Below are 16,482 nucleotides of genomic sequence, written 5' to 3' on the forward strand. Positions count from 1 at the left end.
ATTAAAGAAAAACGGAGGCGAGCATCGTGAACTACTGGTACCACTTTAAACGGGCATTCATCCCGATTGCGATTTTATTGATTACATTAGCGATTTATCAAATGATTTATCGTATGAACAACATTTGGTATTCGCTCGGCGGATTGATTTTAGTTTTTGCAGCGATTTATTTTGTCATGCGACGCCTGAAGGCAAATCCAGAAGATTGAGTGAGCAAGATAGTAGGGGCATGCTTTAAAAAGCAGTAGACTAGAGAGATAGAAAGAGGAGGGGAAGATAGATGGCAAAAGCAATATTTGCAGGTGGTTGTTTCTGGTGTATGGTCAAACCGTTTCATAAGTATGATGGTGTCGACCAGGTGATTTCCGGCTACACCGGTGGTCATACAGAAAACCCGACCTATAAAGAAGTTTGTTCTGAGACGACGGGACATCTCGAAGCAGTCGAGGTGACGTATGATCCGTCTGTCATCACATATGAAGAATTACTTGAAGTATTTTGGCGTCAAATTGATCCAACGGACGGTGGCGGTCAGTTTAATGACCGAGGTCAATCGTACGAACCCGCTATTTTTTATGTTGATGAAGCGCAAAAGCAAGCGGCGGAACAATCAAAAGCAGCTCTTGATGCTTCTGGTCGTTTTTCAAAACCGGTTGCCGTCGACATCCGTCCGGCAGCACCATTTTGGCCGGCGGAAGAATATCATCAGGACTACTACAAAAAGAATCCGTTCCGCTATCAAATGTATAGTGTCGGATCGGGTCGTGCCAAGTTCGTCAAAGAAGCTTGGAAAGATCACGGTAAGGAACAGGAATTGAAACAACGCTTAACACCCATCCAGTATAAAGTGACACAGGAGAGCGGGACAGAACCGGCTTTCCGAAATGAATACTGGGATGAAGAACGTCCGGGACTGTATGTCGATATCGTCGATGGAACGCCACTCTTCACGTCAAAAGACAAGTTCAACTCAAGTTGTGGATGGCCGAGTTTCGCGAAGCCGATCGCAGAAGACAAGATGGAAGTAAATCTTGATACGACGCACGGCATGACGCGGACAGAAGTTCGTTCAGCTGATGCCGATAGTCACCTCGGTCATATCTTTGATGATGGTCCAAAAGAGCTCGGTGGTCTGCGTTACTGCATCAATTCCGCTGCTCTTCGATTTATTCCGGTAGAAGAGCTTGACTCTGCCGGATATGGGGAATATAAAAAACACTTCGAGTAAGTCAAATCGTAAGGCAGCAAAACGAATTCGTTTTGGCTGCCTTTTTTAGAATCGAAAGGAGGTCATGTTTTGTTTACAGCAGTTTATGATGACATTCGACAGATGACGATTGCCAAAGTATTGGATTTTTATGATGATAAAGTGCGAGGACTTGATGAAACGGCTCGACGGAAAAAGTATGACAAGATGAGCCAAAGTCCGTTTCTGTTTTTCCGCGGCAGTTCCCATCTGTTTTACTATGATTTGACCCGGATTCCATTAGGGTTCGACACACCGGTTGAGACACCGACATGGATTCAAGGCGATCTCCACTTTGAGAACTTCGGTGTTCATGGAAATGCGAAGGGTGAAATCATTTACGACGTTAATGACTTTGATGAAGGGTATCTCGGATCCTATCTTTACGATGTCATCCGGATGGCCGTTTCGGTCCGTTTATTTGCAGACGAGGTCGCTTATGATCCGGAACCGGCGATTAAGGCCTACATTGAAAACTACTTACACGACCTTCATGAATACGCGAATGGTAAAAATCCGAGTGACATCTGTTTTACGGTCAAGAATACGAAAGGACCGATTCGAAAATTAATTAAAAAAGCTGAAAAGAAGAAAGCAGACTTGCTTGGTGAACGAACTACTGTGATTGATGGACACCGGAAGTTTCTTGATCTACCGGATATGAAGCGTGTCGAAAAAGAGACGTACGCAGCAATCGAAGCGATCTGGCCGGATTACATTGCATCAGTCGATGAGAACGATCGAAGAGACGACGCGTTTTATACGATCAAGGACATCGTCCACAAACTGGATAGCGGAACCGCCTCGATTGGTCTGGAACGCTATTACATTTTGATCAATGGGGAAGGGAAGGAAGAGCCGGACGTCATCCTTGAGATGAAACAAGCACAAACGGCTGTGCCGTCCTTATTCGTTCCTGTTTACCGCGAAGATGTCGAGACCGTCCATCAAGGATTACGGGTCATCGCGTCTCAAAAAGCGATGCAAGCGCATGAAGATCCTCATCTCGGATACGTGACGATGCATCAAAAGGAGTATTACATTCGAGAGCGCTCTCCGTACAAAAAGAAATTAAAAGCAAAGCATATTAAAAGCCAGGATGATCTTGAAAATGTATTAGCTCTTCAAGGTCGGATTACGGCGAAAATCCATGCGCGAGCCGATATGGATGCAGGAATTAAGGCGACGGTTCTCACTCATCACGCGGATATCGCGATTATCGAAGCAATCGGACAGTCAGAGCAAGTTTTCCTTCAGCAAATTCAACGCTGGTCAAACGCCTATGCGGAAAGAACGAAGCTAGACTTCCACGTGTTTTTGAACTGGATGACGAACCGATAAGAAAATGGTCTTTTGGGAATCGGAAAAAGGCAGGAAACACCGAATTGAACTTCGGCGTCTCCTGCCTTTTTTAGGCTAATTTCTTATTTAAGAAGGAACTGAACTTTTTACACGAACAGCGTCAAACTCACGTTTGATGCTTTCATTGGCTTTTGCTTCTTCTTCAGCCGACCAACCGAGTTCGCTACGCATGAGAGCGAGTACGCCGTCCGCATATTTCTCGGCATTTGGATAATCGAAGAAGACGGCGGACGCACGGCGATTCAAGAAATCACCGGGTTGCATGACGAGCTCGGCTTCGAGTCCGTAAAGCAGTGCGCCAAACCAGTGAAGTGGTAACTGGTAACGTTCCGCTTCACTGCCACGTGAACGAATGAGTTCATATACCCGTTCGACGTTCGTTCCGTAGCGTTGGATGAGCCATGTCGTCTCGTCTGGCGAGAGACCGAGGGCTTCTCCTTTCGGTTGTTGCTCTTTCAAGTAGCGGGCAAATCCTTTACTACCATCTTTATGTCCGCCGCCAAGTAAGATATGACGCGTCCGTGATTCAAGATAGATCCGGTCTTCTTCTTTTTTGAATTGTTCGGCGACCATATTGATGATGCGTTCCGCCATTTTCCGGTAACCGGTTAGTTTACCACCAGCAATCGACATCAAGCCGGATTTCGAGACGAAGATTTCATCCTTACGAGACAGTTCACTCGGATCTTTGCCATCTTCATGAATCAATGGACGTAGACCAGACCAAGTCGACTCGACGTGCTCCGGACGAAGCTCGATATTGAACATATCATTTGTCGCTTTTAAGATATAGTCGCGGTCTTCTTCCGTGACACCAGGCTCGAGAATGTCACCTTTATAGTTCGTGTCGGTTGTTCCGACGTAGGTTTTCCCTTCGCGTGGGATTGCGAAAATCATCCGTCCGTCTGAGACATCAAAATAAACGGCTTGACGGAGCGGGAAATCAGCTTGATCGATGACAAGGTGAATCCCTTTTGTCAGGTGGAGCGACTTACCAGATTTTGAACCATCTTGTTCACGTAATTCATCAACCCATGGACCCGTCGCATTGATGATTTTTTTCGCCCGAATCGTATACGTCCGGTCTGTTAAGAGGTCACGGACTTCGACGCCGACAGCTTTCCCGTTATGATAGACGAGTGATTCTGCTTTCGTATAGTTGACGGGACGACCACCATAACTGATAGCGGATTTTAGGACCTCCATCGTCAAGCGAGCATCATCCGTTTTGTATTCCACGTAACGCCCGCCACCGACGAGGTGTTCTGAGCGGAGAAGTGGTTCATAACCGAGTGTTTCTTCTTTCGATAACATCGTTCTGCGTTCATTGCGTCGTACACCAGCGAGTTGGTCGTAGACACGTAAACCGATAGAAGTTGAAAAACTTCCGAATGTTCCCCCTTCGACGAGCGGTAACATCATCCATTCCGGTGTCGTGACGTGGGGCGCATTCTCATAGACGATTTCCCGCTCTTTTCCGACTTCTGCGACGAGCTTGATTTCGAATTGTTTGAGGTAACGCAGTCCCCCATGAACGAGTTTCGTTGAGCGACTTGATGTGCCTTCAGCAAAGTCTTGCATTTCGATTAAACCGGTACGCATACCGCGGCTTTGTGCGTCGAGCAAAATCCCGGCGCCCGTGATTCCGCCCCCGATGACTAATACATCGAGCAGTTCTTGTCCCATCTCTTCTAACCATGCCGTGCGTTCTGTACTTGAAAACATGAATAGTTCCCCCTGTTCGTTATGAATTGGATTGAATTACTCTACTGATATCCATGTACCCTCTTTTGCACTCTTTTGAGCATAATCGATGATTTTCATGACAAATAACGCTTGCTCTGTCGTCACGACGAGCGGAATTTCGTTTCGGATTGCCCGTGCAAGATCCGTGTAATACGTAGAAGACGGTTTTAAGAAAGGGCGTTCTTCAGGTGGTTGTTCCGGAAGACCGAATGTATAGGTCGCATTCTCTGTATCGACCATGTCAACGAAGTAACTCGCTTTCGTTCCGTGCACGCTCAAAGAACGTCCGGACATCGGAACGAGCGAGCCGATGTGAAGAATCGCACGCCGTGTTCCGAAGGCGAGAATGAGGTGCGTATAATCGTCGACCGGACCGTCGATCCGCTGAATCGTTTGGTCACAAAAGACACGATCCGGTCGTTCTCCGAATAAAGTCAGAGCCTGATCGATTAAATGCGATCCTAAATCGTACAAGAGACCGGCACCGGGTACGTCCTGTTCCCGCCAGCGTTCACGGACGGTCGGACGGTAGCGGTCATAATGGGCTTCGAACGTCTGAACGTCGCCGAGCTGATCGGTCCGGACGAGTTCCAGTAGCGTTTCGAAGTCTTTTTTGTAGCGACGATTATGATAGACTGTCAGTAAGCGATTTTGTTGACGAGACAGTTCAGTTAATCGTTCTGCTTCAGCGAGCGTCACGGTAAACGGTTTTTCGACGAGAACATGGCAGTCTGCCTCTAACGCAAGTCGTGCGAGAGGATAATGCTCAGAATTCGGTGTCGCGATAACGACGAGATCGATCGTTTCCTCGGCGAGTAATGTTTCGAGCGATGGATATACAGGCACGTTTGGGTAGCTTTTTGCAACTGCATCCGGACGACTCGACTGAACAGCAATGAGCTGATAATCAGGCGATGTAATATAGGGGGCATGCAGGTGTTCTCCGGCAAGACCAAATCCAACTAAAGCAGTACGAATCATAAGGACACTTCCTTTTCGGTTAGTCCCTTCAATTTAGCACAAGTGAGGTGAAGAAGATGATTACAGAACAACATGTCATTGAAAAAATGCGGCAGACGATGGCAAAAATCGAGCAGACGACTGGTACAGCACAAGTCGAACAACTGGCGACAATGAAAGCATACTGTGAGCTGTTGCTTGAGCAACCGGGCACACCGGCACCAAGCGTCATGCATCCACAGACAGCTCCGGCAGCAAAACCGGACGTCGATCCGATGCTCGCACGCTTCATGGGCGTTGCACAAGAAGATGAACAAAAAGGTCCGTCATTGCTCGATTTTTGACTAGATACGTAACTTTTTGGGAATAGAAAAGACAGACAAGCCAGAGGGGGAAACAGTATGAAAACAGCAATCATCATTGGAGCAGGTCCAGGAAATGGTGTCGAAATCAGTAAACGATTCGGGAAAGAAGGCTTCCAAATCGTTTGTGCAGCGCGAACGCAAGACACACTTGCTGCTGTCGTCACGGAATTGAAAGAGCATGGGGTCGAAGCAGTCGGTGTCGAGTGTGACGCATCACGCCGAACGGATATCGCATCACTTGTCGAATGGACGAAGGAACAATACGGACAAGTCGACGTCCTTGTCTACAATGCATCGATTCTGCATCAGTCATCGGTTCTCGACGTCTCAGCAGAACAAATCACGAAAGAATTTGAAATCGACGTCCTCGGGGCACTCGATGCTGCGCAGCTCGTCGCACCGGACATGGTGGAACGAAAAGACGGCGCCATCTTAATCACAGGTGGCGGGGCTGGAATCCATGCGATTAAATCATTACCCGGATTATCGATTGGAAAAGCGGGTGTCCGTCAATTGACACACATGCTGCATGACACGCTAAAAGAAAGTAACGTTTACGTCGGGACGGTCACGATTGCAGGAGAAGTGAAGCGGGGGACGGCGCTCGATCCGGCGAATGTCGCTGAAGCCTTCTACACACTGTATTCGAATCGGACGGATGTCGAAAAAGTCTTGTCTGCAGAATGAAACAGTTAATCGTCTACTACGATGGTCTCTGTCCACTCTGTCAAAAATCGAAACGGCTGCTTGAACGGATTGATTGTTTTCAGCAGTTGACGTTTTCCGATGCGCGACGGATGCCGGTGGAACAACAACCGCGATTGCTCGAACGGATGCATGTCGAAACCGAGCAAGGGGTCCGGTACCCGGGAATTGAAGGGATTCGTCTGTTGGCGAAAACTTTGCCAGTCCTTTTACCGGCCTCTCCAGTGGTCTCGTTAGCGATTGTTTTACGAATCGGAGCACCACTCTATGACCGAGTTGCGAAAAATCGCGTCATTCCGATGAGCTGTACGACGGAGTGTTCCATCAACTAATACATGTAGCGAAGCGCCGACGCAAGCAAGGTCGGCGTTTTTTGAATGGACGGGCTAACTAACAAAAAGGAGGAGCATGATGAAGTTTTGGATGAAGGCATTGATGCTAGTCGGACTAGTATTCAGTACAGGCTGTGCCTTAGAGGCAGATCCGGAAACAGAAACGAAGTTCGGTATCGCACAACCGGATGATACAAAAGCCACACAAGTGACCGTCGAGCGGGTCGTCGACGGGGATACAATTAAAGTCCGGTTACCGGATGGGAAGATTGAAGACGTCCGTTTTTTGTTAATCGATACGCCAGAAACGGTAAACCCGGAAAAACCGGTTCAACCGTTCGGACCGGAAGCTTCAAGCTTTACGAAAGACCTCTTACCGAAAGGGAGCAAAATCGTCATCGAGCGAGATCACTCAAAGGCGGATCGTTACGGTCGTCTCCTAGCGTACGTCTGGATTGATGGCAAGATGGTTAATCAAGAGCTGTTACGTCAAGGGCTTGCGCGTGTCGCCTATGTGTACGAACCGGATACGCGGTATGTCAAAACGTTCGAAGACATTGAACAAGAAGCAAAAGCAGCGAAAAAAGGGATTTGGGAAACGGAAGGCTATGCGACGAATCGTGGATTTGACGAAACGGTCTTGACGAAGGAATCGACTTCTTCGGCAAAAGGTCAGTGTGAAGACATCAAAGGAAATATCAACCGGCAAGGGAATAAGATTTATCATGTCAAAGGCGGTCGTTCGTACGAGGACGTCAAGCCAGAGGAAATGTTCTGTAGCGAACAGGAAGCGAAACAAGCAGGTTTTCGACGCGCTGCGAATTAATGATGCACGCCCCATGAGAGTTTGTCCTTTATTGTCTGAAGGGGCCGATGTTAAAGGCGCTTCAAACTCAAACTTCATGACGGACGGTTCCGTCCTGTACGCACGAAACGCCGATGATCCCATTTTTCATGGAATCATCGGCGTTTTTTAAACGGTCTGCATGTCCGCCTCGCCCGAGGGAAGCAACGAATAAAGACGCGTATCTCCCGATAGCACGTTGTCCACAGTCTGAGACACCCTAACAGGTGCCTGCTGTTTGTGGTTACTCCCTTTTATTCTGAAGGCGGGGAGGGTTTATAATGCGGAATTTGATCATCCTCATCAAAGGCAATCGTGACGTCGGTCACGCCTTTTAAAATCCGGATTTGCAGTTCGAGACGGTCTTTGATGTCATCGGCTTGCGCGATTGTCATGCCACGGTCGACTTCGATTTCAAGATCAACGTGGAAATGATCGCCCTCTTTGATGACTTCAAGTTTTTCGATATCACGGACATCTTTATCACGGAGTAAAATCTCTGCGATTTTTGCCGTCAAGACTTCATCACTTTCACCGAGCGCGCCGGCTGCATTTTGGATGAAGACGTTATAGACGACGTAAAACATCATCAATCCGATTAAAACAGAAGCAATCCCTTCTGCTTGATAAAACGATGTATAGTGCGAAATGAGGACGGCGATAATGGCGATGAGACCACCAAGTGTCGCAACTAAGTCTTCCATAAAGACGAGGCGCGTCGCTGGTTTTGCTTGTCCAAGCTTCGAAAAACTTTCGCGAACGAGCGTGAATCCACGCGATTTTAGACCGGTTTCATGGGCGATTTCCGTCATGGCCTTATAGAAGACCCCGACTTCGAGCACAACTCCGATTCCGAGCGCTGTTAAGATGATCCATAGTCCGCTTGTTTCTTCTCCTGGAGCATGTAGAATATGCAACACGCCTTCACGAATCGTCTCATACGCTAAAATAGCGACGACGATAATTGCTGCGAGCAGGACGAGGTTGACGAGTCGACCGAATCCATTCGGGAATCGTTTTGTTGGTGCTTTTTTACTTAACGCAGATCCGACATAAACGAACATTTGATTGGCAGCATCACCGATTGTATGCATCATTTCTGCGAACATGGCGATGTTACCGGTTAAGATATAAGCGATGAATTTAATAATGGCAATAATCGTATTGACGATAGCGGCAGCTAAAGCAGATTTATTACCACGCCTCATTAGTGAGAAAAAGTTGGCCATAGTGTGATCCTCTCCTTTTAAAAAAGCAGGAAAGCGGAATTAACCGCGTCCTGCTTGGAATGATGGATAAAGTGACATACCGCCGTCTGCAAATAGTGTGATGCCGGTCACGTAACTGGATTCGTCAGAAGCAAGCCATGCAGCGACAGCGGAGATTTCTTCCGGTTTACCGATGTTGCCCATTGGAATCATGCTTTCGACTTCTTTACGTTGTTCCGGGTCTTCAAATTTCTCTGCATTGATTGGTGTGTTGATCGCTCCCGGCCCAATCGCATTGATTCGAATTCCTTTTGGTGCATATTCCATTGCGAGCGTCTGCGTCATCAGTTTGACGCCACCTTTACTTGCCGCATAGTGAACAAATGTTGGCCATGGAATGATTTCGTGAACGCTCGACATATTAATGATGTTCCCCTTAATGTCGTTCTCGACAAAGTATTTCAAGGCTTCACGTGCGCCGAGGAATGAACCGGTTAAGTTGACATCGATGACTTTTTGCCAGTCTTCGAGGGACATTTCGTGCGATGGTGATGGCATTTCGACACCGGCATTGTTGACGAAGATATCGAGTCGACCAAAGTGGTCAACTGTTTCTTTAACAAGACGAATCATATCGTCCTCTTTTGATACATCTGCTTGAATCGTAATGGCTTCTCCACCGGCTTGCTTGATTTCTTCTGCAATCTGATCTGCTTCTTCCGGATGGCTCCGATAGTTGATGACGACCTTTGTGCCTTCTTCCGCGTAACGACGGACAACGGCTTCACCAATCCCCATTGAACCGCCTGTGACGATAGCTACTTTTCCAGTTAAACTGTTATACATGAAAATCGACTCCTTTAAAAGTTATTGTTTCGTAAATCCGATCATGATACCGCCCGCTACGACGAGGATACAGCCGATGATAACGAACGTCATTTCTTTTTTCGTTTTTGCTTCTTTCAAGAACAGGACGCCACCGATTGTCGAGATGACGACACCGGTTTGCGATAACGAAAAGCTTGTTGCGACGCCGACACGTGCCGTTGCGAAGAGCAGGGCGATGTTACCGACAGCCCACATGATACCGGCAAGGCCATTTGTGAACGTCTGTTTCGCAAACAAATTCCCTTTGCGTAATGAAAGTAAAATGGCGCTGACGACCATCCCGATTGCTTGTGGTAAAACGGCTTCCCAACCATTGATGTTGAACCAACGGGCGATGACGACATAGCCGACATAACCAATCGTCGAGATGACGAGTAGAAGCAATCCTTTTCCGATGTTTTCATCCTTCTTGCTCTTATCTTCTTTATACGATGTAAAAGCAGCACCGGCGACAATCAGTACTAAAGCGCTAATTCCAAGAATAAGTGCGGATGTATTTGACCATTCACCAAAAGCGAGGACGCCAAACAATGATGTTCCGACGAGTTGCATCCCGGTCGAAATCGGCATCGTTTTCGAAACACCCATTTGTTTAAAAGCAGCAAATTGGTTCATTTGACCAAGTGCCCAAAAAGCACCGGAGAAAAGACCGGCAATCCAGGCTGTCATCGACAGTTCTGGACTGATGAATAAGAACGTCACGAGGGCGAATGCTAACGCACCGAGTGTTGTCCCGATAATTTGTTGTTCTGTTGAACCGCCGATTTTTGAAACGACGAGAGGCAACGTCCCCCACATCAATGCAGGAACGATGGCAATTAAAATATCAATCAAGTGATTCACCTCTTCCATTTGTTCTATCTACTTGAAGATGTACCCCGGGAATCCCGACGAAAAACCTCTAATGGGTAACGAATATTATCTTAAAATAAAAAACGCCCCACGAATGGGACGTGAAAATTATTATTTAAAGGGTTCATCAGCGATGCGGACGATGTGTCGTCCGATTCGTCGAGCGTTCCAGAGGGCGACGACAGCAATCGTTAAAGAAATTCCCATCAAGTCATACTGGCTTAAAAAATAGCCACCATAACTGACAGGTAAGCTGACGATTCCGACGAGCGAACTGGTCCACTGACGAATTTTAAGCGATTCCATGTTCGCGACGCGTGAGAATTTTTGCTGTTCGAATAACCGCCAGCGTGTTGGTTCACTGAGGGCATCATTGACTAGGCGAGGAAAGGCGAGAATTCGTGCGCCGTAAGACCCTGCAATCTGTAAGTAACGATTCTGGTTTTTCCCTTCTTCGTCCAGCCAACGGCGGACCATCGGTTTCGCGAGTTCAAGCAAGTTGATTTTTGGTGAGAGGATTTGCAGGATACCCAGGATCGTCGAAGCGGCACGACCGAAAAAGGCAAACTCGGCCGGTAATTGAATCGGTTCATTCCGAACGAGTAATTCAATATCAGACAGTACTTTTTCAATTAATTTCGTATCGACGTTCTCCATATCGCTTTCAAGGTAAAAGTTGACGGCTTTTTCAATCGCCTGGCGGATATTTTGTTTGTTGGCGTTCGGTAATAAAAAACGTAAGTCTTCCAAACCGTCGACGATTGCATCGTAATCGAGTGTGACGAACGACTGTAAGATTCCTTGAATCGCCCGCATATCGTCCGGGGTCGTCGCACCGATCATCCCGAAGTCGAGCAGGACGATTTTTCCGTCTGCCTGGACGAGGACGTTGCCGGGGTGGGGATCGGCATGGAACTTCCCACCGAACAGCAACTGTTCACCCGCATTCAGGAAGAGGTTACGCGCGAGTTCGTCACGATCGATTTGATGTTCTGCTAAAAACTCGAGGTCCGTGATCCGTGTACCGTCAATCCACTCCATCATCAAGACGCGATTCGTACAGTGTTCTTCATAATAGTCTGGAATGTAGATGACAGGGTTCGTTTCATACATCTTTTTAAAGTAGAGACCATTTTTTAATTCGGTCCGATAATTCAGTTCATCTCCGATGACGAAGACCATTTGGCGATAAAGACTTTGGAGGTCAGTCGATTTATTGAGTGACGTCCGCCGAAGCATCGCGATGACGAGACGCATCGCGCGGAAATCCGTTTTAATGATTCGTTCGATGTTAGGACGCTGGACTTTGATTGCGACTTTTCGCCCGTTCGATTTGAGTGTCGCACTATAGACTTCTCCGATCGAAGCAGATGCGATGGGGCGAGGACTGATATTATCGACGACGTCTTCGATCGGCATGCCCCAGTCTTCCTCGATGATTTTTCGAGATTCCCCGAGTTTGCTCGATGGGACCTTATCGACGAGTTCAGTTAACTCCATTAAAACGGTTGGTGGGAATAAGTCGGCACGAATCGATAAAAACTGCCCGAGTTTAATCAGGAGTCCTTCGAGACGCAGTGCTTTCTTCTTATAATCACGCGCAATCGTGATCATGATGCGCTCGAATTCTTCAGTATTCGTACCTGGTCGGTTTTTCCGGGTGAATCGATAGATAGTCCAAATATAACGAGCGAACATCGTCACGATGACGAAAATCCGGTAGAGCGCCCAACGTTTCATACGGTCACCTAGCTTCCTGTACAGTTTGTTTCAGTATAGGTTACTTTACCTAAAAACGTCACTTACAAACGGCTGAAAAAAGAATCGTAAAAATAAGGTGGACGCGACGCAAAAAGAGAGTATAGTAAGTAATGGAATTTCAATGTGGAAAGGTGAAATGTGTGCATGTCCTGGGACTTATTAAATATCATCGGAACGGTCGCATTTGCGATGAGTGGCGCGATCGTCGCGATGGAAGAAAAATATGATTTGTTTGGGGTTTGGTTATTGGCATTGATTACGGCGTTCGGAGGCGGTGCAATCCGGAACTTGTTGATTGGTGTACCCGTCTCGGCACTTTGGTCGCAAGGCGGATTGTTCTTGATTGCGATTTTAGTCGCATTATTAATCTTTGTTTTACCACAATTATTTTTACCACATTGGTCACGGTGGGGCGTACTCGCCGATGCACTCGGTTTATCCGCATTTGCGATCCAGGGTGCACTCATGGCATCTGCAAAAGGCTTACCTCTTTCAGCAACGATTTCAGCAGCTGTTTTAACGGGTGTCGGCGGTGGTGTCATCCGGGATTTATTGGCCGGACGCAAACCGCTTGTCCTGCATAAGGAAATCTATGCGATGTGGGCCGTCATGGCCGCGCTCGTCATCGATCGGTTCCAACTGACGAATCCTCTGCATTTGTTCACATTACTGGGACTCATTACGATTTTACGTATGCTATCTTATTATTATGAATGGAATTTACCGGCACGACGTTTAGGGGGAGAATGACATGAAAGTATTGATTATGATTGGTTCTTTATCGATGATGGTAGCGGTCGCACTCGGTGCGTTCGGAGCGCATGCGCTAAAAGATATGTTATCTGAGCGGATGCTTGCGAACTGGCAGACGGGTGTCCTCTATCAGATGGTGCACTCACTTGGGATTTTGGCACTGGGTGGCATGTTACTGAAAGTTTCGATTTCACAATTTTCGCTTGCAGGTTGGTTGATGCTCGCCGGAATCGTCTTCTTCTCCGGCAGCTTATATGTCATGGCGCTGACAGGGATTACAAAACTCGGTGCAATCACACCGATTGGCGGCGTTCTGTTCATCGCAGCCTGGATTTTTGTCGCGATTGGTGCGTATAAAGGATTATGATCCATCGACTGACTTGAAAGTTGGTCTTCAAACGAAAATATGGGAGTGGATTTTATATCCACTCTCTTAAAATGTAGACAACGTGATAGCGGGAGTTAAAAGCGTCTTTTTTCGTTGCTTTCCTCGGGCGAGGCGCAAGCCGTTGCTCCTTGATCCTAGCGGACAACGAGCAGGGTCTTGCCTGCCTCTGAAAATGCGTTGAACACGCACTTTTTCCCGTAGGAGTCAACGAAACGTGACGCTTTTTATAGGAATACCTTGAGGGAAATCCAGGCATGCAGACAGTTTAGAGCGCAGTCCGTCTCGAATCGCTTTGAAGACGAAGCAAGACAGGGAAGCACGAACGAATTGCCTCCCGATATCGCATGTTCAAAGTTTGTCTACACACTGGGAGTGGATATATATATCCACTCTCTTTTTTTGTCTTTTTACGACGATTACGCCATCGAAATAAAAAAATCGGTCAAGAGACATCACTGCCTCTTGACCGATTACGATTGAAGCAACTGCCTCAATGCTTTATTGGTTGTGTTTTATTTAGCTTCGATAATGCTTGCTCATAGCGATCCAGTACACGTTGTGCGACTGGCTTTAGCTCTTTTGAAAGCACAGCGAATTGCAACTCACGCGATCGCGTTGACCGGTTCATAGCATTCCCCATGATCATTCCTCCTTAACGTATAAAACGTACATCTTTTATGGCCGCAAAGAGTATATTCCCATAGGGTTTTTCTATGAAACGTCTTTTAGCATATTAAAGCGCGAAATGTGTTTCGAGCTCGCTTGACTCAAGACGGTTGCCGATGAAGAACTCACCGAATTCACCGTATTTTGCACTCACTTCGTCAAAACGCATTTCATAGACGATTTTTTTGAACTGGAGGATATCATTCGCGAACAATGTGACGCCCCATTCCCAATCGTCAAAGCCAGTTGATCCACCGATAATCTGTTGAATCTTCCCAGCGTAGCTCCGCCCGATCATACCATGACGGTACATGAGCTCTTTCCGTTTCTCCATCGAAAGCGTGTACCAGTTATCGCCATCGCGACGAGATTTACTCATCGGATAGAAACAGATGTGCTTCGATTTTGGCAAGATTGGATAGAGACGGTCGCGTACATACGGGTTCTCATACGGGTTCCCTTCGCCAGATCCACGGTATGTGCCGAGTTCGACGACGGAGACATATGAATACGTCGGGATGAGATAGTCATATAAGTCGAGTTTTTGCATCTTCACTTCGACGGCTTGGATGTCTTCCATTGTCGGACGAAGGACCATCAAAACGAGATCTGCTTTTTGACCGATGATCGTATAGAGGGCATGACTGCCTTCTTTTTGTTCTTCGACTTGTCCGAGCTCAGCTAAGAACGTTTGGAACTCGTTGATCATTTTCGTCCGGACAGTTGTTTCGACTTGTTTTAAGCGCGACCAGTCAATCCGGCGGAAATCATGTAATGTATACCAACCGTCGAGTGTTTCGGCGGCTTGCTGTGTAGCAGTTGGTTCTGATGTTTGATGTTCCATGAAAAAACCTCCTGAAATCTATAATGAAAAGTACATTCTCCATTGCTAATCTTATCATATATCGGACAGTTCATCGCAACAAAACAACCGTCTCTCATTAGGGGTAGAGACATGAAGTAACACGAATCGGGGTATGAAGTAAAAGGGTGTGATGAAACGCGTTAAGCGCCTTCTGTACTATTCCTAGAAATAACTGTAATAGTGATGAAATTCCGCTCCGTGTAATGGGTAAAAGAAGTTTTTTGCAAATTGTTTTAATAACGAAACAGAACTGTGTATAATGAACGATGGAATGTATAAGGAATAGAAACCGACACTTGATTGACATAAAAGGAGAGAAAATCATGCAATTATTCGAAATGCTTGAGACAAAAGTAAAAGCACACCAACCATCAATCGTTTTCCCAGAAGGAATCGACGCACGTGTTCTTGGTGCTGCTGTCCGCCTGAAAAAAGATGGTCTCGTCACACCAGTCGTTATCGGCCCACGCGTGAAGATTGAAGAGACGGCGTCGGCGAACGGAATCGACGTAACGGATCTTGAAACAATCGACCCGGCTTCGTACGATGCGATGGAAGAACTTGTTGCTTCATTCGTCGAGCGCCGTAAAGGAAAAGCGACAGAAGAACAAGCACGTGAAGTCATCTTAAAGGACGTCAACACATTCGGAACGATGCTCGTGCATACAGGTAAAGCAGAAGGTCTCGTCTCGGGTGCGATGCACGCGACTGGCGATACAGTCCGCCCGGCACTTCAAATCATCAAAATGCAAGAAGGCTATAAGAAAACATCGGGTGTCTTCATCATGGTTCGTGATGATGAGCAGTATGTCTTCGCTGACTGCGCAATCAATATCGCACCTGACGCAAACGACTTAGCAGAAAATGCAATCGCATCAGCAAAAACAGCAAAAACATTCGGCATCGAGCCGAAAGTGGCATTGCTCAGCTTCTCGACAAAAGGTTCAGCAAAATCACCTGAAACAGAACGCGTCGTCGAAGCAACACGTCTCGCAAAAGAACGTGCGCCTGAACTTGCAATCGATGGAGAGTTACAGTTTGATGCAGCGTTCGTCCCGAGCGTCGCAAAATCAAAAGCACCAGAATCAGATGTTGCAGGTCAAGCCAACGTCTTCATCTTCCCAAGCCTTGAGTCAGGAAACATCGGCTACAAAATCGCACAACGTCTTGGTGGATTCGAAGCGATCGGACCGATTCTCCAAGGTCTCAACAAACCGGTCAACGATCTTTCACGTGGATGTAACGAAGAAGATGTCTACAAACTTGCGATCATCACGGCAGCTCAAGCAGTTGAAGCAAACGCATAAAACGGAAAAGTCTTTACTTTTTCAGAGAACATCGTAAAATGAAACACATCATGCACGAATCATAAACGTATAGCAACGCTCGTATAATAGTGGGAATTGGCCCACGAGTCTCTACCGGATCGCCGTAACGATCCGACTACGGGTGGTGAGTTACTGCTCTCTTTTTTGGCGTACAGTGGCTGCCCCCGGGGGTAGCGCTGTACGTTTTTTTTCGTCAATAAAGGAGAACTCAGC

18 protein-coding genes and 1 riboswitch are annotated in these 16,482 nt (G+C 47.0%); of the genes, 10 read left to right on the forward strand and 8 right to left on the reverse strand.

What is annotated here, in order from left to right; translation table 11 throughout:
* Nucleotides 1-26: 26 nt before the first annotated feature.
* The 3 genes from AC0VYQ_RS01245 (at nt 27) to AC0VYQ_RS01255 (ending at nt 2,587) form a co-directional block, all read left to right on the forward strand.
* The gene (locus AC0VYQ_RS01245; protein ID WP_029332347.1) at nt 27-209 is read left to right on the forward strand and encodes a hypothetical protein; all 183 of its coding nucleotides are present in this window, start codon (nt 27-29) and stop codon (nt 207-209) included.
* A gap of 71 nt (nt 210-280) precedes the next feature.
* A complete protein-coding gene (gene msrA / locus AC0VYQ_RS01250) occupies nt 281-1,228 on the forward strand; it encodes a peptide-methionine (S)-S-oxide reductase MsrA (protein WP_029332348.1) in 948 nt (315 codons plus the stop codon).
* Between the two features lie 69 nt (nt 1,229-1,297).
* On the forward strand, nt 1,298-2,587 hold the full coding sequence (locus AC0VYQ_RS01255) for a DUF2252 domain-containing protein (protein WP_214894091.1): 1,290 nt from the start codon (nt 1,298-1,300) through the stop codon (nt 2,585-2,587).
* Between the two features lie 87 nt (nt 2,588-2,674).
* On the opposite strand, the gene AC0VYQ_RS01260 is transcribed toward AC0VYQ_RS01255, so the two are convergent.
* Complete coding sequence (locus AC0VYQ_RS01260; RefSeq protein ID WP_029332350.1) at nt 2,675-4,333, reverse strand: glycerol-3-phosphate dehydrogenase/oxidase; 1,659 nt, start codon at nt 4,331-4,333, stop codon at nt 2,675-2,677.
* Nucleotides 4,334-4,369: 36 nt separating this feature from the next.
* Nucleotides 4,370-5,335, reverse strand: coding sequence for a Gfo/Idh/MocA family oxidoreductase (locus AC0VYQ_RS01265; RefSeq protein WP_475404033.1), 966 nt, complete (start codon nt 5,333-5,335; stop codon nt 4,370-4,372).
* Between the two features lie 56 nt (nt 5,336-5,391).
* Here AC0VYQ_RS01265 and AC0VYQ_RS01270 point away from each other — a divergent pair, with 56 nt between their 5' ends.
* The 4 genes from AC0VYQ_RS01270 to AC0VYQ_RS01285 all read left to right on the forward strand — a co-directional run bounded on the left by AC0VYQ_RS01270 (nt 5,392) and on the right by AC0VYQ_RS01285 (nt 7,542).
* Nucleotides 5,392-5,658: a DUF5327 family protein gene (locus tag AC0VYQ_RS01270; protein WP_475404034.1), complete on the forward strand. Its 267-nt coding sequence runs from the start codon at nt 5,392-5,394 to the stop codon at nt 5,656-5,658.
* Nucleotides 5,659-5,715: 57 nt separating this feature from the next.
* Nucleotides 5,716-6,366, forward strand: coding sequence for an SDR family NAD(P)-dependent oxidoreductase (locus tag AC0VYQ_RS01275; protein WP_475404035.1), 651 nt, complete (start codon nt 5,716-5,718; stop codon nt 6,364-6,366).
* Nucleotides 6,363-6,716, forward strand: coding sequence for a thiol-disulfide oxidoreductase DCC family protein (locus tag AC0VYQ_RS01280; RefSeq protein ID WP_475404036.1), 354 nt, complete (start codon nt 6,363-6,365; stop codon nt 6,714-6,716). Before AC0VYQ_RS01275 ends, AC0VYQ_RS01280 begins: the two co-directional genes overlap by 4 nt.
* A gap of 79 nt (nt 6,717-6,795) precedes the next feature.
* On the forward strand, nt 6,796-7,542 hold the full coding sequence (locus tag AC0VYQ_RS01285; protein WP_475404037.1) for a thermonuclease family protein: 747 nt from the start codon (nt 6,796-6,798) through the stop codon (nt 7,540-7,542).
* Nucleotides 7,543-7,814: 272 nt separating this feature from the next.
* On the opposite strand, the gene AC0VYQ_RS01290 is transcribed toward AC0VYQ_RS01285, so the two are convergent.
* The 4 genes from AC0VYQ_RS01290 to AC0VYQ_RS01305 all read right to left on the reverse strand — a co-directional run bounded on the left by AC0VYQ_RS01290 (nt 7,815) and on the right by AC0VYQ_RS01305 (nt 12,248).
* Nucleotides 7,815-8,789, reverse strand: coding sequence for a cation diffusion facilitator family transporter (locus tag AC0VYQ_RS01290; RefSeq protein WP_475404038.1), 975 nt, complete (start codon nt 8,787-8,789; stop codon nt 7,815-7,817).
* A 39-nt stretch (nt 8,790-8,828) separates the two neighbouring features.
* Nucleotides 8,829-9,614 (reverse strand): glucose 1-dehydrogenase, encoded by a 786-nt coding sequence (locus AC0VYQ_RS01295; protein WP_029332357.1) that lies wholly within the window; start codon nt 9,612-9,614, stop codon nt 8,829-8,831.
* A gap of 21 nt (nt 9,615-9,635) precedes the next feature.
* On the reverse strand, nt 9,636-10,487 hold the full coding sequence (locus AC0VYQ_RS01300) for a GRP family sugar transporter (RefSeq protein ID WP_214894148.1): 852 nt from the start codon (nt 10,485-10,487) through the stop codon (nt 9,636-9,638).
* A 132-nt stretch (nt 10,488-10,619) separates the two neighbouring features.
* On the reverse strand, nt 10,620-12,248 hold the full coding sequence (locus AC0VYQ_RS01305) for an ABC1 kinase family protein (protein WP_475404039.1): 1,629 nt from the start codon (nt 12,246-12,248) through the stop codon (nt 10,620-10,622).
* 165 nt (nt 12,249-12,413) lie between these two features.
* Between AC0VYQ_RS01305 and AC0VYQ_RS01310 the strand changes: the two genes are divergently transcribed.
* Together AC0VYQ_RS01310 and AC0VYQ_RS01315 are read left to right on the forward strand one after the other, a co-directional pair.
* Nucleotides 12,414-13,019 carry a trimeric intracellular cation channel family protein gene (locus AC0VYQ_RS01310; RefSeq protein ID WP_029332360.1) on the forward strand — a complete coding sequence of 202 codons (606 nt, stop codon included), beginning with the start codon at nt 12,414-12,416 and terminating at the stop codon, nt 13,017-13,019.
* A 1-nt stretch (nt 13,020) separates the two neighbouring features.
* Entirely contained in the window at nt 13,021-13,389 is a 369-nt protein-coding gene (locus AC0VYQ_RS01315; protein WP_029332361.1) for a DUF423 domain-containing protein, read from the forward strand.
* A 511-nt stretch (nt 13,390-13,900) separates the two neighbouring features.
* On the opposite strand, the gene AC0VYQ_RS01320 is transcribed toward AC0VYQ_RS01315, so the two are convergent.
* Nucleotides 13,901-14,050, reverse strand: coding sequence for a hypothetical protein (locus tag AC0VYQ_RS01320; RefSeq protein ID WP_204251414.1), 150 nt, complete (start codon nt 14,048-14,050; stop codon nt 13,901-13,903).
* A 93-nt stretch (nt 14,051-14,143) separates the two neighbouring features.
* Nucleotides 14,144-14,920 (reverse strand): hydrogen peroxide-dependent heme synthase, encoded by a 777-nt coding sequence (gene hemQ, locus AC0VYQ_RS01325; protein ID WP_159173997.1) that lies wholly within the window; start codon nt 14,918-14,920, stop codon nt 14,144-14,146.
* 344 nt (nt 14,921-15,264) lie between these two features.
* Between hemQ and pta the strand changes: the two genes are divergently transcribed.
* Nucleotides 15,265-16,248, forward strand: a complete 984-nt coding sequence (pta, locus tag AC0VYQ_RS01330) for a phosphate acetyltransferase (protein ID WP_251137227.1) — start codon at nt 15,265-15,267, stop codon at nt 16,246-16,248.
* Between the two features lie 59 nt (nt 16,249-16,307).
* Nucleotides 16,308-16,407: riboswitch (purine riboswitch) on the forward strand.
* Nucleotides 16,408-16,482 lie beyond the last annotated feature (75 nt).

This window comes from Exiguobacterium sp. QJM3NY_9 (assembly GCF_056173545.1).

What these genes read in the sequence shown, in the direction of transcription:
- AC0VYQ_RS01260 (WP_029332350.1), bottom strand. Translation starts at nt 4,333, where the DNA reads ATGTTTTCAAGTACAGAACGCACGGCATGGTTAGAAGAGATGGGACAA.
- AC0VYQ_RS01315 (WP_029332361.1), top strand. Translation starts at nt 13,021, where the DNA reads ATGAAAGTATTGATTATGATTGGTTCTTTATCGATGATGGTAGCGGTC.
- AC0VYQ_RS01295 (WP_029332357.1), bottom strand. Translation starts at nt 9,614, where the DNA reads ATGTATAACAGTTTAACTGGAAAAGTAGCTATCGTCACAGGCGGTTCA.
- AC0VYQ_RS01280 (WP_475404036.1), top strand. Translation starts at nt 6,363, where the DNA reads ATGAAACAGTTAATCGTCTACTACGATGGTCTCTGTCCACTCTGTCAA.
- AC0VYQ_RS01285 (WP_475404037.1), top strand. Translation starts at nt 6,796, where the DNA reads ATGAAGTTTTGGATGAAGGCATTGATGCTAGTCGGACTAGTATTCAGT.
- pta (WP_251137227.1), top strand. Translation starts at nt 15,265, where the DNA reads ATGCAATTATTCGAAATGCTTGAGACAAAAGTAAAAGCACACCAACCA.
- AC0VYQ_RS01305 (WP_475404039.1), bottom strand. Translation starts at nt 12,248, where the DNA reads ATGAAACGTTGGGCGCTCTACCGGATTTTCGTCATCGTGACGATGTTC.
- msrA (WP_029332348.1), top strand. Translation starts at nt 281, where the DNA reads ATGGCAAAAGCAATATTTGCAGGTGGTTGTTTCTGGTGTATGGTCAAA.
- AC0VYQ_RS01290 (WP_475404038.1), bottom strand. Translation starts at nt 8,789, where the DNA reads ATGGCCAACTTTTTCTCACTAATGAGGCGTGGTAATAAATCTGCTTTA.
- AC0VYQ_RS01270 (WP_475404034.1), top strand. Translation starts at nt 5,392, where the DNA reads ATGATTACAGAACAACATGTCATTGAAAAAATGCGGCAGACGATGGCA.
- hemQ (WP_159173997.1), bottom strand. Translation starts at nt 14,920, where the DNA reads ATGGAACATCAAACATCAGAACCAACTGCTACACAGCAAGCCGCCGAA.
- AC0VYQ_RS01265 (WP_475404033.1), bottom strand. Translation starts at nt 5,335, where the DNA reads ATGATTCGTACTGCTTTAGTTGGATTTGGTCTTGCCGGAGAACACCTG.
- AC0VYQ_RS01320 (WP_204251414.1), bottom strand. Translation starts at nt 14,050, where the DNA reads ATGGGGAATGCTATGAACCGGTCAACGCGATCGCGTGAGTTGCAATTC.
- AC0VYQ_RS01310 (WP_029332360.1), top strand. Translation starts at nt 12,414, where the DNA reads ATGTCCTGGGACTTATTAAATATCATCGGAACGGTCGCATTTGCGATG.
- AC0VYQ_RS01275 (WP_475404035.1), top strand. Translation starts at nt 5,716, where the DNA reads ATGAAAACAGCAATCATCATTGGAGCAGGTCCAGGAAATGGTGTCGAA.